This window comes from Aeromonas veronii, from assembly GCA_041319085.1.
In the GTDB taxonomy this organism is placed as follows: domain Bacteria; phylum Pseudomonadota; class Gammaproteobacteria; order Enterobacterales; family Aeromonadaceae; genus Aeromonas; species Aeromonas veronii_F.
The window spans coordinates 3027945-3054654 of the sequence record CP101033.1 but is presented as its reverse complement, the minus strand read 5'-3'; the positions used below and the strand labels follow the sequence as shown (position 1 = coordinate 3054654).

Sequence of the window (26710 nt, the reverse complement as noted above, 5' to 3'; positions counted from 1 at the left end):
ATCAGGGGTTGCAAACTGCTGATCGCATTTCTATGAGATAGCTCAATGCGTGCAAATTTAATCGGATTGCTATTCAATTCACCCGCAATCGCAGCCAATTCGTGGGCAAATGAAGCTGAACTGGCGGATAGCCTTGTCCTGATAGGGTTTGTTGTCCCCCTCTCGGGGAAGCCGAAGTGTGAATAAAGGGTTAATATTATGCGCTGATGTGCAAATAATGCATGAGATGGTGCATGGATATCCGCTTTCGGCTTTTTTAAGGGGCTGTAAAAGTTCGCTTGAATATGCATATCAAGATTATTAAAGATTCCTCTGGAATATAATTCACGGTTTTTGCATTCCCCTCTGTCAATGGTTATTCCGGCATACGTGATGACGCTTTGCTGGCCGCCTGACTCTGTGACTAACGCCATAAAATCCTATGCCATAAATTTGCACAGGGTATTGCCTCTACGGCACAGGATCGGATACGGGCGTGGGCCTAACGTAAGCGTTCACCGACAGGGGCTTGACACACACAATTCGACAGGAATGGGGTAATCTGTTTTCTCGATGCAAGCACGAACAACTGCTCGCAACCACTCCTGAGGACAACGACCCAGTTTTTTGGCGGTCTCCACCAATGACAGGATGCGCTGGCGAAATTGTTCCCCTCGATGAGACCAAACGCCAAAGCTTCCCTTACGCCACAGCACATAACCGCGCAGGGCTCGCTCCGCCTCGTTGTTAGTCAAGGCGAGCTCATCATCGTTCATGAACCGCCACAGCATCTCGTCATCCCGGAGCAAGAGTTCACAGCGCCCACGGTAACGCTTGGTGCACCATAACGCTCCCAATTCCAACCGCTTGCGCCAGTTTTGCCTGTATCGCCTGAGCCTTCGCAGATAACGCTCTTTGCTCAGCAGACCGTTTTCCCATCGGTGCCTGGCCCTGAACACGCTGTCTGCCAGCAGGACCAGGCGGGCTCCGATTAGCTGATTAACGTCATCACTGCTATCGGCTATTGCGGCCACATTGCGCGCCACATGGGCCCAGCACAGCTGACGCTGACTGGCATCGATGAAGCGGTAACCGGCGTACTGATCTGTCACCAACACGCCATCGAGTTCAGAACCCAGCAACCGCTTGGCGGCATCCTGACCACGCCCGTAGGCGGTCATGAAGCAGACCGCAATCTTGCTCAGCGCCAACCACATCCAGCGCCGCTCGCCACCGCGCTGGTGCCGGGTCTCATCGGCATGGATATGGCTTGCCGACTGCACCTGCCGCTTGATGGCCTGGTGCGTGGGGGTGAGCATGGCGCTCACCCGGCCCTGCGCCTCGCTGATGGCACCGCGACTGAAGGTCAGGCCGAAGTGCTGTTTAAGCTGCTGCTGTATCTGGCTGATGCTCTGATGGAACTGGCCACTTTGCAGGGCAATGTAACTGAGTAAATGGGTGCCCATCTGGCAGCAGCTGATCGTCTCGGGCAGCTCAGCCTGGGCACTGGTCACGCAGTGAGTGCAGGTGCCCCGAAACAGCCGATGCTCAGTGACGAAGTAGCTTACCTCGGGCAGTTCAAACACCTGATGCACGCGGTAGGGTTTGGCATGAGGCAAGACGTTGCCACCGCAACAGAGGCACTCCGACGCCGGATAGTGAGCCGTTGTCGTCAGCCGGGCATCATGGGGATGCAGTTCGCGCCGGCTCCCCTTGTGGCCGGGCTGTGCCCCCGCTTCTTGCCAGAAGCAGGCCGTTTGCGCTCAGAGCGTGGGGCCGCTGCGCCATCGCTGGATGGCGGCTTGGATGAATTGCCGCTGTGTTGATTAAGGCGATCCTCCAGCTCGGCAATACGGTCGAGTAGCTTGTAAATCAGCTCATTGGCCTGCTCCAGCGTGAGCGGCAATCCTGGTGGAGGCGTGTTGTTCCTGTTCATGAAGACAAGGTTGCCTGATGGGCAGGATCAAACAAGAAGCAAATGTGGATCAAGAGACGATCGTATCATTATTTGCCTGTCAATACCCTGCGGGTGAACAGTTACGGCCTAACAGGTTACCGTTATTGTTCAATCATCGGGGCCATTCGGTGCGCCGCTGGCTGTCCGGCATACCGTCGTGGGTGTGAGGTGGGATTTCGATACCAGCAAGGGCGCGACAATCCATGCAAGCCAAGTTGGGTTTTATATTGGCGGCTGAGAGTCTCATAGGTGCCGTTGTTGTTGATCTTCTGCAGCGCCTGCTCGAACCGTTTGGCCAGTGTTTCCTCTTGTGGGTGGTGGCGGGAGAAGGCGAGAGCCTCCTCGAACAACGGGGGGGCGTGCCAGTGGTAATGCTGGCGGTTATCTTCGGTGAGGGGGCGAAACACAATCTCGCTCCCTCCGGCGGCGAACACCGCCTTGACCAGCTTCGGCGCCAATGAGCAGCGGTGCGGCCCGAGTGGGTTGGTGGCCAGTCGTACCAGATAAACCAGCCATTTTTTTAAATAATATGACCATAGGTACACCTCATCGACAGCAGCTTTTCAAGCATAGCCACACTTCTGCGCTGACCTGTGGCAGCGGGGAGTGCGAGGCAGGAAAACGAGGGAGACAAAAAAATGCCCCGGCAGGCGACGGGGCGAAAGAGAGCTCATCCATGGGCAGACAACAGTGTTTACAACAGGAGATCAATAACCGAAGCGGGTCGCCTCGAAGCGGTTGAGCAACCGGTGGATGAGGTAGCAGGCCAGCAGGGTGACCACGATGGCAAACAGGATGCTGCTGACCCGGTAGAGGGCGCTGAACACCAGATCGTTGCCCGGCGTGAGGTATTGACCAAACAGAATGCCGAGGGTGGTGAGGGCACCAAAGCCGACGCCGGAACCGCCTGCCTCCTTGACGTGGGCATGGCTGAACAACATGGCGCCGAGCCACAGCAGCGGGGCGACCAGCAGCAGCTGACCTGACCAGTCATAGAGCACCAGCTGGCCGAGCAGGCCAAAGGTGACCCCCAGCAAGGTACCCATCGCCCGTTTGCGGGCATAACTGAGGGCGCCGTTCCAGTGCATGGGGAACAGTACCAGCAGGGTGGTGGCCTGGGCTGACATGGAGTCACGCAGATCAAACAGCTGAAAGGACAGGAACGACAGGGTGGCCACCGTGGCGCCCAGTAGCGCCTCGTGGCGCATCCGGTGCGGCGCCTTGGGGGCGGGTGCCGGTTTCGGTCGTGCCTCCAGGTCGGGGATCAGCGCCGTCATCATATAGGCGATCAGCACCGACAGGATGTTTGCCCAAAGATTGTTGAAAATCAGATCGTTAAGATCGGTTTGTGGATAGCTGGCAAAGTGCAGCATGATGCTGAGGCTCAGCACCCCGTTGGCCCCGAACAGAAACAGGCTGCCGCGTGACATGGCAGCGAAGCGGTAGAGAAACAGCAGAAAGGCGATGGGGGTTATCAGCGCTGGATGGCTGCCAAACAGCCCCCCCAGCAGCCCGACCTCTACACCACAGGCCACCGCTGAAGCGATAAGCTGGCGGGCGGCATGGCCATTCATCACTGGCACCATCCCCAGCAGCAGCACCGGTGTGACCGTGTAGAAGACCCCGTAACCCCAGCCAAACAGCTTGCAGAGCAGAAAGCCCGTGGTGCAGCCAAAAGCGATACGCAAACACTGACGCAGCTCGTTGCCGGTAAGGGGCCGATACCAGAGGTGCGTGGCGTGATGAGCAGGCACGGTATCGGCAGCTACGGAGGTCGCTACGGGATTAGTAGATACCTGATTAATAGACATAATGGAGCAGGCTGAGCAGGTGGATCTGGCCCCGTGCCAGCATGGCGGTCAGGGCATTGTCTGGCAGCAGTTGCACCGTGGCCCGCGCTCCTGCTGGCAGATGGTCGGGTAACTGCTCTAGCTCGAGGTGCAGCCGCATCCGCTGGGCATCCCGTACCCAGCGATCCGACTCCGTCGGCGCCGCCAGCCGACCGTTGGCATCAAACTGACCGGCACTCACCCCGGCATCCAGACTGCTCACCCGGGCAGGATAGAGCTGGCCCGGCTCGCCATCGAAGGCGACCAGGGCGCGGGTTTGCTCGCCGACATGGCGCAGGCTCTTCTCCCGAAAGTCGGCGATCACATCGACCTGCTCTGACACCAGCGCCAGCAGCGGGCTGCCCGCGCTGGCGATACTGCCCGGTTTGAGCTGCAGGTTGGTGATGGTGCCATCCTGATCCGCGTGAACCCGGCTGTAAGAGAGGGCCAGCTCCGCCTGCGCCAGCTTGTTGCGAGCCTGGCGCAGCAACAGATTGTCCTCACCGGTCACGCCACGGCTGGCCTTGATCTGGGCCAGTTTGGCCTGGCTGGCGCGCAGGTTGGCCTGAGCACTGCGCAGGGCGCTGTCCGCCTCATCTTTTTGTTGCAATGAGACCATGTGACGCTGGAACAGCGCATCGAGGCGCTCTGCTTCTCGCCACTTCTGGCTGGCCAGCGCCTCTTTGGCGCTGATATCGGCGGCGGCAGCGGTCAATTCTGCATCCAGTTCGTTGTTCTGTTGTTCGGCCTGAGCCAAGGCCAGACGGGCCTGCTCTACCGCCAGTGCGAAGGGCTCGGGATCCAGGGTAAACAGCAGGTCCCCTTTCTTGACTTGCTGGTTGTTGTGAACGGCAACTTCGACCACCTTGCCGCTCACTTGCGGGGCAAGCTTGGTGACCACCCGGGTAGCCATCGCCTGCGGCGTGAGGGGCATCAGCAGATCGGCTACCAGAAAATAGGCAAAAAGGGCGGCAAAGCCTGCCATGGACCATTTGATCCAGCGGGTAAATTGTTGATCCGGTGTCATCTTATTCTCTCTCTGTGCTGGCATCGGGAGGGCTTGTATCGCCTCCTGCCTGTCGGTCGTGGTGCTGTTCAATCTTGCTGAGGGCGTTGGCCGAGATCCGCTGCACCGTGGCTTCAAACAGTTGCAGGGTCTGTTCGTCGATGCCCCCCAGCAGCTCGCGGCGGATATTCATGATGCGGTCGGCGATCTGATCGAGCAGAGTCTGGCCAGCCGGGGTCACGCAGACGATACGGGCGCGCTTGTCCTGACTGCAGCAGTGGCGCTCAATCAGTCCCTGCTCTTCCAGCTGGCCCAGGGTGCGCATCAGGGAAGGGAGCTCTATCTCGAGGGCTTCGGCCAGGGTCTTCTGGCTGACATGGTTCCCCATGCGGGAAAGTTTCCACAGTGCGGTCCAGCGGGGATGGGTGAGGCCAAGGGGCGCCAACTCCAGATCGGCGGCAGTACGCCATAGCCGGTGCATCCGCGCTATCTGCTCGGCGAGCGACAGCTCACGCAACCTTTCCAGATCCGTCATCTTCTCATCCTCAATGTACTTAGCCTGCTAAGCATTTTACTTATTTAGCAGGCTAAGTAAATAGCGTGATGAAGATCATGTTTCTGGTCGGATCTTTGGTTGGTGCGAGTGAGTGGCATTCGAGCCCCTGATATTGTTTCCGGCACGGATCCACGCGGGGTTCTTTTACCGGTGTTGTTCAAGTTGTTCTTTGGCTAAAGCTAAATAAGCAGCGAAGTGTGCTCCCGCCCTGGGTGGCACCATGAAGTTTAAGTTTTTAATGTTTTTATATGGTTTTGTAGTCTGGCTAACCGACCGAGGAGTGGGGGTTCAATAAAGTAGCGCGGCAATCACACGCAGATCACATTTCATAACAATGAAAAACCTCTCACCCCTCCCAACCACACAAGAAAAGGTCGCCGTGATAGGTGGCCAACAAATAACTGGGATACTGCTCTTTATCTTTCTTGGGCTGGTGACCTGCGCCCCGTATTCCGGCTGGAATGTGATGTTCGTGCCGGGCTCCCTACTGACCGAGCTTGAGCGGCCGGCTGCCGCGCCGTTATAAGCAGGCGGCAGCCGACTGCCGACAGCTATCAATATGTGGTGAGCAACCTGATCCCTTTGCTGCTTTGCCGGCGATCCGGCACCTTTGATTGACCAGACCTGGTGGCATCCGCACTATTGGGCCGCGTCCTGACGATTTAAGGTATGTGCATGAAACTTCGCCATCAGTTGGTCACTCTCTCCCTTGGGCTCTCCCTGCTGCTGATCCTCATATTGGGCAGCTTGCTGGCCCTCTTTATCCGTCATCTGCTGGAGAGCAACCTGCAGGAGAAGGGGAGCGATTTGGCCCGGATCATGGCGGCCGATACCCGGGTGGTCGAGGCGCTGCGGCAGGGGAGGGACCCGACCCTGCGCGACTACATGGAGGCGGTCAGCAACCGCACTGATGTCACCTATATGGTGGTGACCGACGAGCATGGTCGCCGTCTCAGCCACCCCAACTCCGAACTGGTGGGACAGAAGTTCCGTGGCGAAGATATCTGGCCCGCGCTGCAGGAGCGGCGTAGCTACTGTTCCAAGGATCGGGGCACCATGGGGCCGGCGATCCGCTGCTTCTCCCCGGTGGTGGGCGGGGACGGACGCGTCATGGGGGCCGTGGTGGTGGGCTACCTGATGCAGCAGGTGGAGGGCATTTACATGGAGCGGGTGGCCCTGCTGATCAGCGCCATCGTGGCGGTGCTGGGGTGTGGCCTGCTGCTGGCGCTCTGGGTGCAATACCTGCTGCGCAAGACCCTGCTCGATCTGGAGCCGGAGGCGATCGTGCGCCGCTTTACCCTGCAGGACCTGGTGCTGGAACACATCACCGAAGGGGTCATCGCCCTCGATGGCCACGGTAACATCAACATGATCAACAGCACGGCTAGCTATCAGCTGCGGCTGCCGGTCACCGGGCGCCACGCCCTGCAAGGGCAGTCGCTGGCTGAGCTGGTGCCGCCTCTTGCCCCCTGTCTGGAGCAGGAGCGGAGCGAGGTGAGCTTCACCATTCAGGGGGAGTCCTTCGTTGGTCGCTGGCAGGCGGTGCAGGGCAAGGCTCCGGGGCGGTTGCTGATCTTCAGTCGTCCGGAGGTGGCTGCCAGTCTGGGGGTGCAGGTGACCCATCTGCGCCAGTATGCCGAGATGCTGCGGATGCAAAGCCACGAGTTTGCCAACAAGCTGAGCAGCCTCTCCGGCTTGCTGCAGTTGGGCCATGTGGATCAGGCGGTGGAGCTGATCCAGCAGGAGAATGAAGCGTGCCAGACCATGTTGCAGGAGCTGCTGCGGCTGATCGACAACAAGCCGGTAGCGGGGCTGATCCTCGGCAAGTTCAGCCGGGCCCGCGAGCTGGGGGTGACCCTGGAGCTCGATCCCGACTCGGCGCTGGCGGAGTATCCGGCCTCGGTCTCGGCCGATCTCATCACGCTGATTGGCAACCTGCTGGATAACGGTTTGCAGGCGGCCTGGCGCAACCGCCAGCAGCGGCCGCCCCGGGTGCTGCTGTCCCTGTGCGATGTGGGGCGGCGGCTGGTGATTGAGGTGGAGGATAGCGGCGAGGGGGTTGACGAGGAGCTGGCCGATCATCTGTTCGATTACGGGGTGAGTCGCCAGAGTGGCGATCACGGGGTGGGCCTGTTCCTGGTCAAGGAGACCGTGGGTCGGCACGAGGGTGTGATAGAATGGCGGCGAACTGCCGAACAGACCACCCTGTTTGGTATCTACTTGAATAAAAACCAATTAATGTGAGCCATGGACCCAATAATCACGCTTGTTATTGAAGATGACGATCGGATCGGTGCCATCTTGTCAGAACTGGTGGCGGCGACCCCCGGTTTCTCCCTGCTGGGACGGGCCGGCACCCTGGCCCAGGCCGATGCCATGATGGCCGATGTGGTGCCCCAACTGCTGCTGGTGGATGTCTCGCTGCCCGATGGCTCCGGCCTTGAGTGGGTCAGCCGTCTGCGCAGCCACAACCGCGAAGCCTACGTCATCATGGTGACCGCCTCGCGGGATGTGGAGACCATCCAGCAGGCCCTCAATCTGGGGGTTCATGACTACGTCATCAAGCCACTGCGGTTGTTTCGCATCCAGCAGAGCCTGGATGAGATCCTGCAACTGCACAGCCGTCTGTGCGAGCGAGGTCGGCTGGAGCAGGACGATCTCGACAAGCTGCTGGGTAAGGGGGGGCGCTCCCAGATCAAGGAGATGCGCGTCACCCCCAAGGGGATCGACAGCATCACCCTGCGTCAGGTGCTGGATCTGCTGGCGGGCGAGCCGGAGAACGTCTTCTCCACCGACACGGTGGCGCTGCGACTCTCCCTCAGCCGTACCACAGCGCGCCGCTATCTGGAGTATCTGGAGTCGGAAGACCGGGTGGATGTGGATCTCAACTACGGTCAGCGCGGGCGGCCGGAGCGACGCTACCGCTGGCGGCGGGCTGGTTGAGACGCCCAATGGCCATATGGCCAAATAACAAGGGCGCCCGCAGGCGCCCTTTCTGATGACATCTGCTTGCGCTAGAAGAAGCCGAGCGGGTTGATGTCGTGGCTCACCAGCAGGTTCTTGGTGTTCTGGTAGTGGTCCAGCATCATCTTGTGGGTCTCGCGGCCGATCCCCGACTTCTTGTAACCGCCAAAGGCGGCGTGTGCCGGGTAGGCGTGGTAGCAGTTGACCCAGACCCGGCCAGCCTGAATGCCACGCCCCATTCGCCAGGCCAGATTGCTGTCGCGGGTCCACAGGCCTGCCCCCAACCCGTACTGGGTGTCGTTGGCAATGGCCAGGGCATCCGCTTCGTCCTTGAAGGTGGTGACCCCGAGGGCGGGCCCGAAGATCTCCTCCTGAAACACCCGCATCTTGTTTTGGCCGGAGAAGATGGTGGGCTGGATGTAGAAGCCCCCTTCCAGTCCGCTCACCTTGGCCGGGCCGCCACCGATCAGCATCTTGGCCCCTTCGCTGCGGCCGATCTCCATGTAGCCCAGGATCTTGTCGAACTGCTCGCGGGACGCCTGCGCACCCACCTGAGTTGCAGTATCGAGGGGGTTGCCCTGAACGATGGTGCGGGCACGGGCCAGCACTCGGTCCATAAAGTCGTCGTAGATGCTGGCTTGCACCAGCGCGCGGGAGGGGCAGGTACACACTTCCCCCTGGTTGAAGAAGGTCATCAACATCCCTTCTACCGCCTTGTCGATGTAGCTGCTCTCGTGCTGCATCACGTCGGCGAAGTAGATGTTAGGGGACTTGCCCCCCAGCTCCACGGTGGAGGGGATCAGCTTGTCGGCGGCGCAGCGCAGGATATGGGCGCCCACTTCGGTCGAACCGGTAAAGGCCAGTTTCTGGATCCGGTTGCTGGTGGCGAGCGCCTGGCCCGCCTCGGCGCCGAAGCCGTTGACCACGTTGACCACGCCGGCAGGCAGGATGTCCTTGATGAGATCCATCATCAGCATGATGGTGACCGGGGTCTGCTCGGCGGGCTTGAGCACGCTGCAGCAACCCGCCGCCAGCACCGGGGCCAGCTTCCACGCCGCCATCAGCAGCGGGAAGTTCCACGGGATGATCTGGCCGACCACGCCGATGGGCTCCTTGAAGTGGTAGCTGACGGTATGCTGATCCAGCTCGGCGGCCGAGCCCTCCTGAGCGCGAATGCAGCCAGCGAAGTAGCGGAAGTGATCCACCACCAGCGGCAGGTCTGCCGCCAGGGTTTCACGCACCGCCTTGCCGTTCTCCCAGGTTTCGGCGATGGCGAGCCTTTCGATGTTCTGCTCGATGCGATCGGCGATGCGCAGCAGCAGGTTGCTGCGCTCGGTGACGCTGGTCTTGCTCCAGCTGGTGAACGCCTTGTGGGCGGCATCCAGCGCCAGCTCGATATCGGCGGCATCTGAGCGGGCGACTTCGCAGAATACTTTGCCATCCACCGGCGAGATGTTTTCAAAGTAGCGGCCGGCGCGCGGCGCCACCCACTCACCACCGATGAAGTTTTCGTAACGGGACTTGAAGCTGACCAGGGCACCTGCCTGACCGGGAGCGGTATAAATCATCTCATCATCCTTTATGTGTGTGGTCCTGACCGGGCTGGCTGACAGACCGGTTGCTGCTGTGTATCGCAAGGGACGTGCCAGAGGGGCTGGCCAGCACTGGAAAAGTTACAAAAACGTTATCAAATGGGGTGTGAGGGCGTATCTTGGTTAACCAATGACCACGGCTGTGGCGAGAAAACTGTGCCGTTTCTGGACAGTGGCCGAGACAGTCGTGCTGTTTGTGAACAGGAGGCGTGATGAGTGAGTCACTTCAACCCGGTCCCGGTCCCGGTCCGATCCAGCGTTCCTGGCAGCGTTGCCTGCATCAGGGGCTGAGCCGCCAGCAGAGCGCCGATCTGGACTTGCTGCCCCAGGGGGAGCTGTCGGCCCGTCAGGAGCAGCACAGGGCGCTGATCGCCTGCTTCCAGCGCTTTGTGCTGCCGCTGTTTGGCCAGTTGCTGGCAGGGCGCCCCTGTCGCCTGTTGTTGTGCGACGGTGAGGGGGCCATTCTGGCTGCCAGTGGAGATGAGGGCTTCGCCCGCCATGCCGAGCGGATCTTCTTGCGCAGCGGCGTCCGCTGGGGGGAGGCGAGCAAGGGCACCAACGCCATCGGTACCGCGCTGGCCGAGCAGAGCGAAGTGCAGGTGCTCGGCAATCAGCACTTCTTTGCCCAGCACGGCTTTCTCAGTTGCAGCGCCTGTCCGCTGCTCGGGCCGGATGGGCAATTGCTGGGGGTGCTCGATATCTCCACCGATGCGGCCCACCACGATGGTGACATGCTGGGCACGGTGCGGCTGCTGGCCATGACGCTGGAAAACGCACTGCTGGCGCGCCAGCCGGGCTGGCTGGTGGATCTCGATCCCCAGAGCCTCTGGTCCGCCCGCCTGTTGCTGGGTGAGGAGGGCGAACTGCTCGGCGCCAACCGGGCAGGCCGACTCTGGCTCGGCCAGCACCCTTTCGATGGCCGGCAACTGCTGCGCGAGGGGCGTGGCTTGCGGCTGGTGCCAGAAGCGAACGCGACACCTTCGTGCACCGCACTACAGGATCACTCAAACCCGTTGCCCTATCCGCAGCAGGTGCCGCTCAAGATGCTGGAGCGCGGCATTTCGCTACTTATCGAGGGGGAGACCGGTAGCGGCAAGGAGCATCTGGTGCGCGAACTGCACCGAGCGTCCAGTCGGCGGGATCAGCCACTGGTGTGCGTCAACTGTGGCGCGTTACCAGCAGATCTGGTGGAAGCCGAACTGTTTGGATATGTGGGCGGGGCCTTCAGCGGTGCCCGCAGCCAGGGCAGTCAGGGGTATCTGCGCGCAGCCCACGGCGGCATGCTGATGCTTGATGAAATTGGCGAACTGCCGCTGCAGGCACAAACCCGGCTGCTGCGGGTATTGCAGGAGCGCAGCGTGACCCCGGTTGGCAGTCACAAGCCGGAGGCGGTGGATTTCTGGCTGGTCAGCGCCAGCCATCGGGATCTGGCGGCCATGGTGCAGAGCGGCGCATTTCGCGAAGATCTCTATTACCGGATCTGCGGCTGGCGCCAGCAGCAGATGCCGCTGCGCCGTTGGCCTGCTGCTGAGCGTCTGGGACTGATCCAGCGACTGCTGGCGGAGATGGACCCGACCCTGCGTCTGACCCGCGATGCGGAGCGGCAACTGCTGACCCATCCGCTGCCCGGCAACGTGCGCCAGCTCAAGCAGGCACTGGAAGTGGCCTGTGTGTTGGCTGAGGGATTGGGCTGGATAGAACCCGCCCACCTGCATCTGCCCAGTGTGGCCACAGAGCCCGACGCCTTGTCGATGGGGGAGGCGACCAGCTTGCGTGAACAAACCCGGCGGCGGGTACAGCAAACCCTGGCGGCATGCGGCGGCAATGTGAGCGAGGCGGCGCGCCAGCTGGGGATCAGCCGTACCACCCTCTACCGTGCGCTGCGCGAAGCCCCTTGAGTTCTCACACTCTCTCATCGGTTGTTTTCAAGACGCACATGGCGGCTGGAGCCCTGCCCGTCCAGCCGTTATGATGCGTCCTTGCCGGGGCATTGCGCCCGTTGACTCATCCGTTGAGGATTTTCTGCCATGTCACAACATATAGGGGCACTAACCCTGCTGGTGGCCGATTACGATCAGGCCATTCGCTTTTTTACCGAGGGACTTGGCTTCGCACTACTGGAAGATACCCGGCTCGATGAGCCGGGCAAACCGGGTAAACGCTGGGTGCGGGTTGCCCCCAAAGGCGCCCCCGGTTCCGCGTTGTTGCTGGCGCAAGCGGCTAATGCACAGCAGCAGGCCACCATCGGCAAGCAGGGCGGCGGCCGGGTGTTCCTGTTTCTCGAGACCCATGACTTCTGGGGGGATTACCAGCGCATGCAGGCGTACGGTGTTCATTTTTGTGAACAGCCCCGCGACGAGCCTTACGGCACCGTGGTGGTGTTCGAGGACATCAGTGGCAACCGCTGGGACTTGTTGCAACGCACTGCTGCCAACTGAATCTGAAAACGTTTATCATCCCGCCTGTCATAAAGTCATAAAAGTGTCACAGAAAATTCTAATAATTGGCGCACCCATCTTCACAGAGGAGAGAGAAGGGAATGGCTAAGCGAATTCTGGTGGTCGAGGACGAAGCACCGATCCGCGAAATGCTCTGCTTCGTGCTCGAGCAGAAGGGATATGAGACGATTGAAGCGGAAGATTTCGCCGATGGACTGGCGAAGGTGCGCGAACCCTACCCCGAACTCATCGTGCTGGACTGGATGATGCCGGGCGGCAGTGGCATCCAGTTTATCAAGCAGCTCAAGCAGGATGAGGTGACGCGCCAGATCCCGGTGGTGATGCTCACCGCCCGCGGTGAAGAGGAGGACAAGGTGCGTGGTCTGGAGGCCGGTGCCGACGACTACATCACCAAGCCGTTCTCGCCCAAGGAGCTGACCGCTCGCCTCCATGCGGTGATGCGACGCGTCTCTCCCACCTCGGTGGACGAGGTGATCGAGGTACAGGGGCTGAAACTCGATCCTGTCTCGCACCGGGTCAGTGCCGAAGAGAAGGCGCTCGACATGGGGCCGACCGAATTCAAGCTGCTCCACTTCTTCATGACCCACCCCGAGCGAGTCTACAGCCGTGAACAGCTGCTCAACAATGTCTGGGGTACCAATGTGTACGTCGAGGACAGAACCGTGGATGTGCATATTCGTCGCTTGCGCAAGGCGATTGAAGAGACCGGGCACGACAGATTGATCCAGACGGTGCGTGGAGCCGGATACCGCTTCTCAACCCGTCTCTAGAGGCAGTTATGTTGCAACCTTACGCCTGGCGGCGACAGTTGTGGCGGATGGCGTTTTTTTACGCCCCCTTCGCATTGGTTGGCTGGTTGATTGATCATCTCCCCCTCTGCTTGTTGGTGGCGGCCGTGTTGCATCTGGGCTGGCATTATCGCTTTCAGAAGCGGCTGTCGGACTGGCTGTGGCATGACCGCAGTCTGGTGCCGCCCAACGGCAGTGGCAGCTGGGAGCATATCTTCAACGGTATCTACAAGTTGCAGCAGCGTCACCGGGCTCGCCGCCGCGAGTTGGCGGGGTTGATCCGCCGCTTCCGGGAAGGGGCCGAGGCGCTGCCCGATGCGGCCGTGGTGTTTCGTACCGATGGCAGCATCCTCTGGTGCAATCGGCTGGCGGAGCAGTTGCTCGGTTTTCGCTGGCCGGAAGATGCCGGTCAGCATATCGGCAACCTCATTCGCAATCCGGCCTTTAACGCCTATCTGGGCAAGGGGGCGTATGACGAGCCGCTGGAGATGAGCTCCCCGGTCAACGAGGAGAAGTTTCTCGAGTTTCGCATCATGCCCTACGCCTCGGATCAGGCGATGCTGGTGGTGCGGGATGTCACCCGGTTGCGCAGTCTCGAGAAGACCCGCAAACACTTTGTCTCCAACGTCTCCCACGAGCTGCGCACCCCGCTGACCGTGCTCAAGGGCTATCTGGAGATGACCGAAGAGCCGCCCCCGCCCGCCATGTGGGCCAAGGCGCATCGGGTAATGATGGAGCAGACCATCCGGATGGACAATCTGGTCAATCAGCTGCTCACCCTGTCGCGTATCGAGGCGGCTCCCTCGGTGGATCTCTCCCATCTGGTGGACATGCCCGCCATGCTGGGGCTGCTGGAGCAGGAGGCGCGGGCGCTCTCGGGCGAGCGGGCCCACCAGATCGAATTTATGGTGCAGCCCAATCTTCTGGTGCGCGGGGATCAGGAGCAGCTGCGCAGTGCCATCTCCAATCTGGTCTATAACGCCATCCACTACACCCCGGCGGGGCGCAAGATCAGTGTTGAGTGGCGCAAGCAGGGAGCGATGGCACTGTTTGCCGTGAGCGATGAGGGGGAGGGGATTGCCCCCGAGCATCTGGCGCGGCTGACCGAGCGGTTCTATCGGGTCGACAAGGCCCGTTCCCGCCATACCGGCGGCTCGGGTCTTGGGCTTGCCATCGTCAAGCATGCCCTCAGTCATCACGACTGCCAGCTCGATATCGAGAGCCGGGTCGGCCTTGGCAGCCGCTTCAGCTTTCTGATCCCGGCACGCATGGTGGTGATTAAATAGTCTTTTATGGCAATGGGTTAGCTTCAACAAGAGGGCCACTGAGCGGGCCCTCTTTTCATTTGTTCAAATCTGTCGCCATGTCATTAAAGTGTCACATTAAATCCATAAATTTGTCACTGCCAGGTCAGATACTGGCGCCGTCTTAACAACGGACCTTCTGTAACTTTGGAGAGTTGGTCGGAATGGAACTCACCGCTGACTCAGTCGAACTGACTGCCGCAAGACAGTGTTAATCGGCGCCATGTATTGGTAATAGCCTTCTGTCACTTTGGAGAGAGGGGACAGAATGAAACTCAAGGTAATCGCCTTTAGTAACTTTGGAGAGATTGGATGAAACTCAACAAACTGGCTGGTGTAATCGGATTCACCGCAGCAACCCTGTTTTCTGCCAGCACCCTGGCCTATGGTGTCGATAAAAACCTGCCGGAATACACCCCGACCAGCGGCATCTCGGGCAACCTGTCCTCTGTCGGCTCGGATACCCTGGCCAACATGATGACCCTGTGGGCTGAAGAATTTAAGCGCATGTATCCCAACGTCAACGTGCAGATCCAGGCTGCCGGCTCCTCTACCGCGCCGACCGCCCTGACCGAAGGTGTTGCCCAGTTTGGTCCGATGAGCCGCGCCATGAAGGCCGGTGAAGAGGAAGCATTCGAGAAGCGCTACGGCTACAAGCCGACTGCCATCCGCGTCGCGGTTGATGCCCTGGCCGTGTTCGTCAACAAGGACAACCCCATCAAGGGGCTGACCATGCCGCAGATCGACGCCATCTTCTCCAGCACCCTCAAGTGCGGCGAAGCCAAGGCCGCCACCAAGTGGTCTGATCTGGGGCTGACCGGCAACTGGTCCGGCAAGGATCTGCAACTGTTCGGTCGCAACTCTGTATCCGGTACTTACGGTTACTTCAAGGAGCACGCGCTGTGTAACGGCGACTTCAAGAGCGGTGTGAATGAGCAGCCGGGTTCTGCCTCCGTGGTGCAGTCCGTCTCCGCCTCCCTGAACGGCATCGGTTACTCCGGTATCGGTTATGTCACCTCCGGCGTGCGTGCGGTTCCGCTCTCCAAGGATGGCAAGACCTTCATCGAAGCGACCTCCGATAATGCCATCACCGGCAAGTATCCGCTGTCCCGCTTCCTGTATGTTTACGTGAACAAGCATCCGAACAAGCCGCTCTCCCCGATGGAGCAAGAGTTCGTCAAGATGATGCTCTCCAAAGCGGGCCAAAGCATCGTTGCCAAAGATGGTTACGTGCCGGTGCCGGCCAAGGTGGTACAGGCTGACCTGAAAAAGCTGGGTATCATGTAACTGCCTGCAGTCAGCATGCCCTGATAAAACGAGCCCCAAGCGGGCTCGTTTTGTTTTTTGGCGGCTGTCAGCTTTGTTAATCGCGCAGGATGGATCTTTTTCCGCCAGCCGGGAGCTTGCTCCCTTGCAGAGCCTGGCGGCATTTCCGAGAATAGCGCAACGTCACGGCAAAGGATCCCTTCATGATTGCGTCTCTCTCCAAGTTTGGCCTGGTAGCCCTCTGCAGTTCTCTGCTGGTCGCCTGCGCCCAGTCGCCGACCGGCCGCAGCCAGATGCTGCTCTACTCTCCCCAGCAGATGAACCAGCTGGGCGCCGACTCCTTCGAACAGATGAAGAAGCAGGAGAAGGTGAGCAAGGATACCAAACTCAACGCCTATGTCTCCTGTGTCGCCAAGGCGGTGACCGCGCAGGTGCCGGCCAGCTATGGCATCACCAATTGGGAAGTGGTGGTGTTTGACGCCAAACAGGTCAACGCCTTCGCCCTGCCGGGCGGCAAGATCGGGGTCTACAGTGGCCTGCTCAAGGTGGCCAAGAATCAGGATCAGCTGGCGACCGTCATTGGCCACGAGCTGACTCACGTATTGGCCCAGCACTCCAACGAGCGACTCTCGCGCAGCCAGCTGGCGGGGATCGGTCTGGCGGCCGCCGACATTGCCATGGGCACCAGCGAGTATCGCGGCGCCACCATGGCCGCCCTTGGCCTCGGGGTTGAGGTCGGGGTGATGCTGCCCTATGGCCGCACCCAAGAGAGCGAAGCGGATCGGCTGGGGTTAGCGCTGATGGCACGCGCCGGGTTCAATCCGGCCGAGGCGATCCCCCTGTGGCAAAACATGAGTGCCGCCGCCGGTGGCAATACCCCGCCGCAACTGCTCTCCACCCACCCGAGCAACGAGAACCGGATCGCCGAGTTGCGGGCGCAACAGGCGCAAGTGCTGCCGCTCTATGAGCAGGCCCGCGCCAACGGTCTGGTGCCCCAATGCAAGGCATAAACCTGCGCATGGCGCGCAGCGACGATGCCGCCGCCATGACGGTGATACAGCGAGCCAGCTGGCTCGCTGCCTATGGTCAGGTGCTCGGTGCTGACCTGCTGGAGCAGCTGGACGTCACCGCCCATCTGCAGATCTGGCAGAGCCGTCTGGCCAAGCTGGGCCCAAGGCCCATGCTGCTTTGCCTTGATGAGGTGGTGATTGGCCTGCTCTATTGGCAACCACAGCAGGAAGCGGGACAGAGCCATGCCCTGATCCGCGCCTTTTACCTCCATCCCGAACACTGGCGACAAGGTTATGGCAAGCGGCTGTGGCAGGCAGTGGCGATGCAGATGCGCCGCAACGGCTGCTCTTGCGTTAAGTTGTGGCTGCTCGATGGCAACCACATCGGCGAGGGGTTCTACCTGCGCCGCGGCTTCGTCTTTGATGGTGCAGAGCGCACCCTGATAAGCCCCGGACAGCCCTGCCTGCAGCGACAAATGAGCCGTTTGCTCTGACCACGCTCCCGTTTTTCGCCTCCGGTCACTTTATTTTTTTTGCGAATTAATACAATGTCCCCCTTGGAACAGAGTTGGATAAACACAGGCTGACAAGGGAGTGCGGGCATGTATTACGGCTTTGATATCGGTGGCACCAAGATCGCCTTCGCGGTCTATGACGGTGCATTGAACCTCTGCCACGAGGAGCGCATGAGCACCCCCGGCAACGATTACGAGGGGTTGCAGCAGTTGATCCGCTCCCGGGTCGAGCAGGCGGATGCTCGCTTCGGCGCACGGGGCTCGGTTGGTATCGGTTTTCCCGGCGTCATCAACAGCCAGGATCACAGCATAGTGGCGGCCAATCTGCCCTCCATCAATGGTCGCCATCTGGGCGCCGATCTGGCCGAGTTGCTGGAGCGGCCGGTCAAGGTGGATAATGATGCCAACTGCTTCCTCTGGTCCGAAGTGCATCAAGGGGCAGCCGACGGCGCAGGCAGTGCGCTCGGTGTCACCGTCGGCACCGGTATCGGCGGCGCCGTCTATCTGGCGGGCAAGCTTATTCAGGGGCGCAACTGGCTGGCTGGCGAGATTGGTCACTATCCCTTGCCCGCGACCATGCTGATGAAGTACCCCGAGTTGCCCCGTCCCCGTTGCGGTTGCGGCCGTCTGGTCTGTTTTGAAACCTATGCATCCGGCACCGGTCTGGAGCGTCTCTATCACCATTTCCATGGCCAGCGCGCCACGGGTCACCAGATTGTGGGACGCTTCGAGGCCCATGAGCCCCATGCGGTCGAGACCGTCGACTGCTGGCTGGAGATCATGGCCGCCGGGCTTGCCACCGCCATTTCGGTGATGGATCCCGAGGTGGTGGTGTTGGGGGGCGGCCTGAGCGGCCTGCCCGCCCTCTATGAACAGCTGCCGCTGCGCCTGCCGGGGCATTTGTTGCCCGGGGTCGCCCTGCCCGAGATCCGTCAGGCCCGCTTTGGCGGCGCCGGTGGTGTGCGCGGCGCAGCCTTGCTCAATCTATGAGATCAGATGTGGGGTCTGATCTCCCCGAAAAAGGAGTCCTCATGACCCGTCTTGAAATCTGTATCGACAACCTGGAATCCCTGTTCACCGCAGAGCGGTCCGGGGCGGATCGCATCGAGCTCTGCTCTGCGCTGGGTCTGGGTGGTCTGACCCCCTCCTGCGGCTTTATGCAGCTGGCTGCCCGCCACGCCAGCGTGCCGGTGTACGCCATGATCCGCCCGCGCGCCGGGGATTTTTGCTTCAACGACGGCGAGTTCGAGATGATGCTGCAAGATATCGCGGCGGCACGTTCTGCCGGTCTGCAAGGGGTGGTGGTCGGTCTGCTGGATGAGAAGGGGCGGGTGCCTGCTGCCAAGCTCAAACAGCTGGTGGATGCCGCCGGCCCGTTGGGGGTCACCTTCCATCGCGCCATCGACCTCTCCTCCGACTGGCGCGCCGATCTGGAGACCATCGTGTCTGCTGGCTGCGAGCGCATTCTGAGCTCCGGCCATGCGCCGACCGCGTTGGCGGGGCTGGAAACCCTGCAGGCGATGCAACAGGCGCTGGCGGGGCGTGCCAGCCTGATGCCGGGCGCCGGGGTCAATGCCGACAACGTGCGCACCATCATCGAGTTCACCGGGGTGAGCGAAGTGCATATGTCCGGCATGGGCTGGCGCGGTGGCATGGTACCCCATGGCGTCAATATGGGCACCTCGGACGATGGCCGGGTCAATATCACCGATGGCACCAAGGTCGCAGCTGTCAGAGCTCTGCTCGACAAGGCGTGAGGAACGCAGCGCGGTGGCATGGTGTCCCTCCGTATAGCGTCAATATGGGCACCTCGGACGATGGTCGGGTCAATATCACCGATGGTGCCAAGGTGGCCGCGGTCAGAGCCTTGCTGGATCGAACCTGATAAAGAGTGATGCATCACTCTTCTCCCTTCTCCCCTCGTGGGAGAAGGGCCGGGGATGAGGGACAGATGTGAAGTTCCTCCCACTGACGGGGAAATCAGGGGCGCCTCCGGCAGCACCCCGGCCAAAAGTCTGATATTATCCCGCCTCTTTATTACTTGGATCTGGAGTAACATCTCAATGTCCCAATACGACTCTATCGAACAGAAGGCCAGCTATGGCATCGGCCGCAACATGGGTGATCAGCTAGCGCAGCAAGCTTTCGCCGGTCTGGATATCCCGGCCCTGCAACAAGGCTTGGCAGATGCCCTGAATGGTCTGGAGTTCGCGGTCAGCCGTGACGATATCAATGATGCCTTCCAGGTGATCACTGCACGCATGCAAGAAGAGCAGGAAGCCGTTGCCAAGGCCGCCGCTGCTGACGGCGAAGCCTTCCTGGCTGATAACGCCAAGCGCGACGATGTGAACGTGACCGACTCCGGTCTGCAATACGAAGTGCTGGTCGAAGGCAACGGTGCCGTTCCGGTAGCCGGTCAGTCCGTGCGCGTGCACTACCACGGTACCTTCACCCACGGCGGCGTATTCGACAGCTCCGTCGCTCGCGGCCAGCCGGCCGAGTTCCCGGTGACCGGCGTGATCGCTGGCTGGGTTGAAGCGCTGCAGCTGATGCCGGTTGGTTCCAAGTGGAAGCTCTACATCCCCCACGATCTGGCCTACGGTGCCCGTGGCGCGGGCTCCATCCCGCCCTACTCTGCACTGGTATTTGAAGTCGAGTTGCTGGATATCCTGTGATCCTGCGGGCTTGATGCAGACGGCGACCCTCGGGTCGCCGTTTGTTTTTGGTGCGATGCGATAGCCAGCATGTGTCGCGGCCTGCGGGCTGTGGAGCAGAAAATGGCGGCTCTTTTGCGCCATTGACTGGTTTTTTCAGTAACGGGAACAGGCATACTGCGACTCATGCGACCGGAGAAGGAGAACCCGATGAGCAAAAAGATGAATATGGTAGCGGGGCTGTCCCTGTTGCTGCTGAGCATTCCGGCCAGTGCCGATGCCATGCGCTGCAAGAACGCCCTGATCACCGAGGGCGACACCACCGCCGAGATGCTGCTCAAGTGCGGTGAGCCCATGCTGCGAGAAGAGCTCAGTCGCAACGAGGAGAACCAGTTTGGCAACCTGATCCAGGTCAGGTATGGCGAACGCTGGACCTACAACTTCGGCAAGAACGAGTTCATGCGCTTCGTGACGGTGCGCAACGGCATCATCACCGACATCGAAAACGGCCCGCGCGGCGACTAGCCGGCGGGCAAAGCATGGTTGCACAACAGACAGTAGGGCAAGACCCTTTGACTCACATGTCCGGCAAGGGGGCGTTGTGACGAAGCTGGCTGATGGCCTGATTGATCTGGCGGGCCAGCCTCAGCCGCTGGCGGCAGGTCAGGCCATGGAGGCTGATCCTGCCTGCGTTGAATTCAAATGTCCCCAGCGACTCGATGGCAAAATAGCCTCGGTGAAAGCTCTTGATGTAGCGAGCGATCTGCCGTGGGGATAACTGCTTGAACACCTTCATCACAAGTTCCCTGATTGCCTGGACAGGCCACACTATGGTGTCGGTCGATGACACCGAGATGACGGTTTATAAAGATTTGCATGAATCCTCATTATGGCGAAGGGCACCATAAAAGGTTCATCGCGTCTTTCCGGGGAAGGCGGCCTTGATTTTCAGGAAAAAGTATTCTGAGTCCCGAAATCCATAAGCCATGCGTTTGATCACCTTGATCCGATTATTCACGCCCTCCAGCAGGCTGGTGTGCATGGGAAAGATTGCGCTAGCCAAAATCCCCCGGGTGTAACGGCGAAGGTTTTTGGCAAAACGCTCTAAGGGCTCCAGGCCACTTTCCTTCGCTTGCCGCATCCAGGCCTTCCATCGTCGCCAACCTTCCCTGACGCTCGGGGCGTACCAGATTTCCTTCAGGGCCTCCTTGAGAACATATGCTGTCGCCAAGGGCTTATTGGCTTCCAATAGCTCTTGTAATTTCACCGCCTGGTCTTCCTTGAGATTTTCTCGATTGCGCAGGAGTAGCCAACGCGCCAGCTTGACGACCTTGCGAGCCGGCTTGTCATGCTTTAATGCATTGGCTTGATCCACCCGAATTCGGTCGAGCACTTTGCGGCCATAACCGGCCACCACATGGAACAAGTCATACACCACCTCCGCCTGTGGACAGTGCTGTTTCACTTCCAGATCGAAGGCGGAGTTCATGTCCATGGCCACCGCTTCAATCTGTTGGCATCGTTCGCCCATCAGCTCGAAAAAGGGGCGAATAGCCTCTCGGCTGTTGCCATGCCCCACCCACAAAACGCGAGTCCGTTCAGCATCCATGATCACTGTGGCATAGCGGTGGCCTTTATGCAGGGCGAATTCATCCATCACCAGGCGCCGCACCGAGCCGGGCTCAAAGGTGCCAACACTGGCCTGTAGCCGACGCTTGTCGATGGCCTTGATGGTATGCCAGTGCAGTCCGGTGAGCTGGCTGACATGACTGATAGGCATCAGCTCAAGCAAGGCCTCTACCCAGCGCAGCAATCGCTGTGTCAACCGGGAGCTGGGGGTAACCAATCGATATGCTCAGAAACCCGACCACAACGCAGGCAGTCAACCCGACGGACGGGGACTTGCAGATGTACGCGAAGTTCAAAGAGGTCACGGTCACGAACTGTGCGCATTCGGCGGTCATGGATGAGTGGACAGGGCTGATGGCACTGACCACAGAGCGGTAGATGATTGGCGAGAGGCTCAAGAGCCAATGTGATTTGTGTGGCAGAGCGGCGATGTACAGAAACGTCGTAACCTGGCCAGAACGAGGCAAAATCAATATGATGCATAGCGACAGCAGGGTAAGGGAGTCCGGTTGTTTGGCGACTACCAGTTTACCCGAACCCTGTCTGTCAACTTACTCTTCCCCACGCTTCCGCGAAGAACCCCATAAAAGGGGGGCTCCGGCCGAAAAAGTAGTGCCATGACAACGAGCTGCACCGATATACTGCGGGCTTGAATGGAACAAACGAAAGGGCCTGTGCGTGGAATGGGTTGATGTGGTGGACGAGGATAACCGGGTGATTGGCGTGGCCGAGCGAGCCAAGGTGCGGCGGGAGAATCTCTGCCATCGCGCCAGCTATATTCTGGTGCTCGACGACGCGGATCGGATCCTGGTGCAGCGGCGCACCCTCAGCAAGGATTTCTGCCCCGGCATGCTGGATGCCTGCGCCGGTGGTGTGGTCACGACCGGTGAGGAGATGGAACTCTCCGCCCGGCGCGAGCTGGCCGAGGAGCTGGGCATTGCCGATGTCCCCCTGCAGGGCTTTGGCAGTTTTTATGCCGAAGGGGCGGGCTATCGGGTCTGGGGCGGTCTCTTCAGTTGTCGCTATCAGGGGCCGTTGCAGCTGCAGGCCGAAGAGGTGAGCGCGGTGCACTGGATGAGCCTGGCCGAGATTGCCGAGCGCGCCAACGAATTTACCCCCGACTCCCTGCTCGCCATCGCCACCTGGCAGGCGAGGCGCTGACCAATTTCAGACCTTCTCCTCGCCAGAGACAAGACGGGCAGCCTGATGGCTGCCCGTTTGCATTTGTGCATTTGTGCATCTGTTTGAGTTGCTACACCAGCTTGAGGCGCCGGTTGGTGCGCCCGCAAGCGCTCGGCTTGGCGAGCCAGTGGCCCTGCCAGTCGGTGACGAGGCGCAGCAGGGGATACTCCAGATCGAGCCGGGTCACCACCAGTTGGCCGGTCTCGTCGCCACTCACGGGGTTGCCGCTGGCGGGATCGATGATCTCGACAATGCAGCTCTCGTTGACGATAAAGCCCTGACCGGGCTGACTCTCGTAGGCCACTACCCCTACATCCTGCCACACCAGACAGTTGAGGGCCGCAATGCCGTGAATGGCGCGCAGCGGCGCGGTTTCAGGATGGGTGGCTTCGCACAATAGGGCGCGGCGCAGCGAGTCGCTCGGGATCTCCGCCGCTTCGGCCGCCTCCAGCAGGTCGAGCAGGGTCACCAGCGGACCGACGTAGCCGGTGGGTTGATAGCGAAGCAGTGCCTCCAGCTGGCGCTGGGTATCGTGTGGCCCGCAAGGCACCACGGGGGCGCCCAGCTGGCGGGCTCCGTTATCGAAGATAAAAGCGGTGGGGCCAGCGTGATAGTCGTGGCCGTTGAGCATCACCTCTCCCGCCTTGAAACCGGCGGCAAACAGCGCCCGGGTGGCGCCCCACCAGTCTGCCCCGGCATATTCGGGGATGGCCAGCTGGCCCGGACATGAGAAGACCCGCAGCGCCTGACTGGCTGGTCGGCCGGTGAGACCGGCAAAGGGGGGGTGAGCCTGCTGGGCGGCAAACAGTTCTTTGCTGTCCAGCAAGGGCAGGGTGGCCAGCTCTGCCAGATCCTCGAGGCGACACTGGCGATAGGCGCTGGAGTAACCGGCGCAATATTGACTGACATGGGTAAGCTGATGATTGAGCTGGTCCAGTTGCTGCTGTTCGCGCAGGGCGGGGGGACGAATTTCCAGACCATCGTAATAGTGTTGCATGGGGCCTCCTGGCGCCGTGAAACCAGCTCAAGAGTAGTCTGCCCAAGGGGAAAATGCCCGTCCGCCATCGGTGATCCGACTCACGGTTCCGGTTGGGATGGCTCGTCACATCGGGTTAAACTGGCCACTTGCCACCACGACTCAGGACGAGAAATCATGATTGCTGTAGGACAACCCCTGCCTGCGGGCGAATTTACCTTTATCACCGCCGAGGGCAAGCAGCTGTGGGATAGCCAGACGCTGTTCGCCGGTAAAAAAGTGGTGCTGTTTGCCGTGCCCGGCGCCTTTACTCCCACCTGCTCCAATGCCCATCTGCCCGGTTACGTGGTGCTGGCCGATCAGTTTATGGCCAAAGGGGTGGATGCCATCTGTTGTCTGTCGGTCAACGACGCCTTCGTGATGCGGGCCTGGCAGACGGCCCAGAATGCCGAGGCGATCACCATGCTGGCAGATGGCGATGGCAGCTGGACCCGGGCGCTGGGCCTGGCCAAGGATACCGGCGCCTTTGGCGGCATCCGTGCCCAGCGCTTTGCGTTGATCGCCAACGATGGCGTGGTCGAGCAGCTGTTTGTGGAGGCGCCGGGCAAGTTCGAGGTTTCCGATGCCGCGAGTCTGCTGGCTGGGCTGTGAAATGTTAATCACGGTTTGATTTCCCCTTGAAATGGGAGGCGGCACAGCTACACTGGCGCCACTTTCCCATGGTGCCTGCCTGTTTTGGCTGGCGCTTCGTTGCAGATAATAAGAGAAGAAGATCCTATGACCCTGGCTTTTGTTGCCCTGATTGCCGGACTGGCGCTGCTGGTCTGGAGTGCAGACAAGTTTGTCGATGGTGCTGCCGCCACTGCCCGTTATGCGGGGATGCCGCCGCTGCTGATCGGCATGGTGATCATCGGTTTTGGCACTTCGGCACCGGAGATGGTGGTCTCGGCACTGGCGGCGTCCCAGGGCAATCCCGGGTTGGCGCTCGGTAATGCCTATGGCTCCAACATCACCAATATCGCGCTGATCCTGGGTCTGACGGCACTGATCAGCCCTATCGCGGTGGCCTCTCAGGTAGTACGCAAGGAGATCCCCATTCTGCTCGGTATTACCCTGCTCTCCGGCGCCCTGCTGATTGATGGGCATCTGGGCCGGATGGATGCGGTCATTCTGGGGGCCGTCTTCGTTGCCCTGATGGGCTGGTCCATCTGGGCTGGCATGAATGGCAAGGGAGATGCGCTGGATACCGAGACCGCCGAGGATATCGAGAGCGAGGGGATGTCCCTCAAGAGCGCCATCTTCTGGCTGGTGGTCGGGCTGGTGTTGCTGATCGGCGCTTCCCGCCTGTTGGTCTGGGGGGCGGTGACCATCGCTCAGGCGCTTGGTATCAGCGATCTGGTGATTGGCCTCACCATAGTCGCGGTGGGAACCTCCCTGCCGGAGTTGGCCTCGTCCCTCATCGCCATTCGCAAGAACGAGCATGATCTGGCCCTTGGCAACGTGCTCGGCTCCAACCTGTTCAACACCCTGGCGGTGGTGGGGATTGCGGCGGGCATCCACCCGCTCGATGTGGCGCCGGAGGTGCTCACCCGTGACTGGAGCATCATGATGGGGCTGACCCTGCTGCTGCTGGTGATGTGTCTGGGCCGCAAGGGACAAGGCCGTATCAACCGGTTGGAGGGGGGCGTGCTGCTCACCTGCTTCGTCGCCTACACCGGCTGGCTGCTGACCAGTCAGTTTATCTGATAGGGGTTGGTGAAATGAGAGAGGGGGAAGCGCAAGCTTCCCCCTCTTGTTTTTGCCCAGTGAACCTGTTGGCGAGCGAGCGGTGTGCTCAGGCTACTGCCACCAGCTTCTGCCCCTTCTGGCTGCTGTCCAGAATGAGGATGTTGGCCTTGGGGAAGAAGTTGAAGGTGGAGGCCGAGGCCCAGGTGTAGGCGCCCATCACCTTGCCAACCACCAACTCGCCGATAGCCAGATCCGGCAGCATGATGCCATCGCGGATCACATCCACGCTGTCGCAGGTGGGGCCGGAGAGCACCGAGTTGTGCTGCTCGCCACAGGCATAAGGCGTGCTCACCGGATAGGTAACGTGGTCATAGAGCTGGCCGTTGTAGCTGCCGTAGAGACCGTCATCCAGGTAGTACCAGATCTTGTCGCCACGGTGGGCCTTGCCCATCACGCTGGATACCGAAGTCATGGCCGGCGCGCTGATAAAGCGGCCCGGTTCGGCAATCTTCTGCACGGTAGCGGGCAGCTTGGCCAGTGCTTCGCGGATCGGCGCGCAGAAGCCGTCGATATCGAACTCGCCCCCTTCATAATCGACCGGGAAACCGCCGCCGATATCCAGCACCCAGGGCTTGAGCCCGAGCGCCCAGGCCTGCTCCATGATCTCGCGGCAGGCGTCGATGGCCTGCACATGGCGACGGGCGTGGGGTACCTGGGAGCCGACGTGGAACGACAGCCCCATCACCTTGATCCCCTTGGCGTGGGCCAGTTGCAGCAGCGGCAGCGCCTGCTCCGGAGTGCAGCCGAACTTCTTGGAGAGATCGACCTTGGTCTCGGGGTTGGGGAAGCTGACCCGCAGCAGCAGTTTCACTTCGTCCTTGTAGGGAATGAACTTTTCCAGCTCCAGCGGGTTGTCATAGACAAACACGGTGCAGCCGAACTCCAGCGCGTAACGGATATCGCTGTCGCGCTTGATGGGATGGGTATGAATGCAACGTCCCGGGCGAACCCCCTGACTGCGCACCAGATCCACTTCGCCGTTGGTGGCCAGATCGAAACAGGCCCCCTCTTCCTTCAAGACAGAGACCACCGCCTCATGGGGCAGGGGTTTGAGTGCATAGTGCAATCGTACATCGGGCAGGGCGGCGGCCAGGGCCCGATACTGTTTGCGGACGGCTGCCTTGTCGAGCAGCAGCAGGGGGGAACCGAATTGTTCAACCAGCTGACGGTAATCTTGTGCGACCACATCTTTTGCAACCAGGGTCTCGTTCATTCTCTTTTGGTCATCCTTAGGGGGCGTGATATGCCCAAGCCAT

General features: G+C 60.5%; 24 protein-coding genes and 3 pseudogenes. 17 read left to right on the top strand and 10 right to left on the bottom strand.

Annotated features, from left to right (window positions below; all coding sequences use genetic code 11):
• Window positions 1-494: 494 nt before the first annotated feature.
• From NMD14_14385 to NMD14_14365, 5 genes and pseudogenes are all read right to left on the bottom strand, one after another.
• A pseudogene (locus NMD14_14385) lies at window positions 495-1915 on the bottom strand (IS66 family transposase).
• A gap of 122 nt (window positions 1916-2037) precedes the next feature.
• Entirely contained in the window at window positions 2038-2394 is a 357-nt protein-coding gene (locus tag NMD14_14380; GenBank protein XEI31942.1) for a hypothetical protein, read from the bottom strand.
• A gap of 249 nt (window positions 2395-2643) precedes the next feature.
• On the bottom strand, window positions 2644-3747 hold the full coding sequence (locus tag NMD14_14375; protein XEI31941.1) for a DUF2955 domain-containing protein: 1104 nt from the start codon (window positions 3745-3747) through the stop codon (window positions 2644-2646).
• On the bottom strand, window positions 3737-4792 hold the full coding sequence (locus tag NMD14_14370; GenBank protein XEI31940.1) for an HlyD family secretion protein: 1056 nt from the start codon (window positions 4790-4792) through the stop codon (window positions 3737-3739). Before NMD14_14370 ends, NMD14_14375 begins: the two co-directional genes overlap by 11 nt.
• Window position 4793: 1 nt before the next feature.
• On the bottom strand, window positions 4794-5306 hold the full coding sequence (locus tag NMD14_14365) for a MarR family transcriptional regulator (GenBank protein ID XEI31939.1): 513 nt from the start codon (window positions 5304-5306) through the stop codon (window positions 4794-4796).
• Window positions 5307-6002: 696 nt separating this feature from the next.
• Here NMD14_14365 and NMD14_14360 point away from each other — a divergent pair.
• A complete protein-coding gene (locus NMD14_14360; GenBank protein XEI31938.1) occupies window positions 6003-7571 on the top strand; it encodes a sensor histidine kinase in 1569 nt (522 codons plus the stop codon).
• 3 nt (window positions 7572-7574) lie between these two features.
• Entirely contained in the window at window positions 7575-8270 is a 696-nt protein-coding gene (locus NMD14_14355) for a response regulator (protein ID XEI31937.1), read from the top strand.
• 71 nt (window positions 8271-8341) lie between these two features.
• Here the strand turns inward: NMD14_14355 and NMD14_14350 are convergent, their stop codons facing one another.
• Window positions 8342-9859 carry an aldehyde dehydrogenase gene (locus NMD14_14350; GenBank protein ID XEI31936.1) on the bottom strand — a complete coding sequence of 506 codons (1518 nt, stop codon included), beginning with the start codon at window positions 9857-9859 and terminating at the stop codon, window positions 8342-8344.
• 236 nt (window positions 9860-10095) lie between these two features.
• Here NMD14_14350 and NMD14_14345 point away from each other — a divergent pair, with 236 nt between their 5' ends.
• From NMD14_14345 to NMD14_14290, 12 genes and pseudogenes are all read left to right on the top strand, one after another.
• Window positions 10096-11781, top strand: coding sequence for a sigma-54-dependent Fis family transcriptional regulator (locus tag NMD14_14345; protein XEI31935.1), 1686 nt, complete (start codon window positions 10096-10098; stop codon window positions 11779-11781).
• A 129-nt stretch (window positions 11782-11910) separates the two neighbouring features.
• Window positions 11911-12321, top strand: coding sequence for a VOC family protein (locus tag NMD14_14340; protein XEI31934.1), 411 nt, complete (start codon window positions 11911-11913; stop codon window positions 12319-12321).
• 101 nt (window positions 12322-12422) lie between these two features.
• Complete coding sequence (phoB, locus tag NMD14_14335; protein ID XEI31933.1) at window positions 12423-13112, top strand: phosphate regulon transcriptional regulator PhoB; 690 nt, start codon at window positions 12423-12425, stop codon at window positions 13110-13112.
• Window positions 13113-13120: 8 nt separating this feature from the next.
• On the top strand, window positions 13121-14416 hold the full coding sequence (gene phoR / locus NMD14_14330; protein XEI31932.1) for a phosphate regulon sensor histidine kinase PhoR: 1296 nt from the start codon (window positions 13121-13123) through the stop codon (window positions 14414-14416).
• A 330-nt stretch (window positions 14417-14746) separates the two neighbouring features.
• Entirely contained in the window at window positions 14747-15721 is a 975-nt protein-coding gene (locus NMD14_14325; GenBank protein XEI31931.1) for a phosphate ABC transporter substrate-binding protein PstS family protein, read from the top strand.
• Between the two features lie 182 nt (window positions 15722-15903).
• A complete protein-coding gene (locus NMD14_14320; protein XEI31930.1) occupies window positions 15904-16710 on the top strand; it encodes a M48 family metallopeptidase in 807 nt (268 codons plus the stop codon).
• The gene (locus NMD14_14315; protein ID XEI31929.1) at window positions 16698-17204 is read left to right on the top strand and encodes a GNAT family N-acetyltransferase; all 507 of its coding nucleotides are present in this window, start codon (window positions 16698-16700) and stop codon (window positions 17202-17204) included. Before NMD14_14320 ends, NMD14_14315 begins: the two co-directional genes overlap by 13 nt.
• A 108-nt stretch (window positions 17205-17312) precedes the next feature.
• Window positions 17313-18215: an ROK family protein gene (locus NMD14_14310; GenBank protein ID XEI31928.1), complete on the top strand. Its 903-nt coding sequence runs from the start codon at window positions 17313-17315 to the stop codon at window positions 18213-18215.
• Between the two features lie 41 nt (window positions 18216-18256).
• The gene (locus tag NMD14_14305; GenBank protein XEI31927.1) at window positions 18257-18982 is read left to right on the top strand and encodes a copper homeostasis protein CutC; all 726 of its coding nucleotides are present in this window, start codon (window positions 18257-18259) and stop codon (window positions 18980-18982) included.
• Window positions 18983-19002: 20 nt separating this feature from the next.
• Window positions 19003-19110 (top strand): annotated as a pseudogene (locus NMD14_14300) (copper homeostasis protein CutC).
• 172 nt (window positions 19111-19282) lie between these two features.
• Window positions 19283-19900, top strand: a complete 618-nt coding sequence (locus tag NMD14_14295; protein ID XEI34772.1) for an FKBP-type peptidyl-prolyl cis-trans isomerase — start codon at window positions 19283-19285, stop codon at window positions 19898-19900.
• 189 nt (window positions 19901-20089) lie between these two features.
• Window positions 20090-20404, top strand: coding sequence for a DUF2845 domain-containing protein (locus tag NMD14_14290; GenBank protein XEI31926.1), 315 nt, complete (start codon window positions 20090-20092; stop codon window positions 20402-20404).
• Between the two features lie 52 nt (window positions 20405-20456).
• On the opposite strand, the gene NMD14_14285 is transcribed toward NMD14_14290, so the two are convergent.
• Together NMD14_14285 and NMD14_14280 are read right to left on the bottom strand one after the other, a co-directional pair.
• Window positions 20457-20675 (bottom strand): DUF1107 domain-containing protein, encoded by a 219-nt coding sequence (locus NMD14_14285; GenBank protein XEI31925.1) that lies wholly within the window; start codon window positions 20673-20675, stop codon window positions 20457-20459.
• A gap of 117 nt (window positions 20676-20792) precedes the next feature.
• Window positions 20793-21991: pseudogene (locus NMD14_14280) on the bottom strand (ISL3 family transposase).
• Window positions 21992-22186: 195 nt separating this feature from the next.
• Here NMD14_14280 and yfcD point away from each other — a divergent pair.
• Complete coding sequence (gene yfcD, locus NMD14_14275) at window positions 22187-22669, top strand: NUDIX hydrolase YfcD (GenBank protein XEI31924.1); 483 nt, start codon at window positions 22187-22189, stop codon at window positions 22667-22669.
• A 91-nt stretch (window positions 22670-22760) separates the two neighbouring features.
• Here yfcD and NMD14_14270 read toward each other — a convergent pair whose 3' ends face one another.
• Complete coding sequence (locus NMD14_14270; protein XEI31923.1) at window positions 22761-23687, bottom strand: phenylacetate--CoA ligase; 927 nt, start codon at window positions 23685-23687, stop codon at window positions 22761-22763.
• A 156-nt stretch (window positions 23688-23843) separates the two neighbouring features.
• On the opposite strand from NMD14_14270, the gene NMD14_14265 reads away from it, so the two are divergent.
• Together NMD14_14265 and NMD14_14260 are read left to right on the top strand one after the other, a co-directional pair.
• Complete coding sequence (locus tag NMD14_14265) at window positions 23844-24317, top strand: redoxin family protein (protein ID XEI31922.1); 474 nt, start codon at window positions 23844-23846, stop codon at window positions 24315-24317.
• Window positions 24318-24443: 126 nt separating this feature from the next.
• Window positions 24444-25412: a calcium/sodium antiporter gene (locus tag NMD14_14260; GenBank protein XEI31921.1), complete on the top strand. Its 969-nt coding sequence runs from the start codon at window positions 24444-24446 to the stop codon at window positions 25410-25412.
• A gap of 88 nt (window positions 25413-25500) precedes the next feature.
• Here NMD14_14260 and NMD14_14255 read toward each other — a convergent pair whose 3' ends face one another.
• Entirely contained in the window at window positions 25501-26667 is a 1167-nt protein-coding gene (locus NMD14_14255; GenBank protein ID XEI31920.1) for a type III PLP-dependent enzyme, read from the bottom strand.
• Window positions 26668-26710 lie beyond the last annotated feature (43 nt).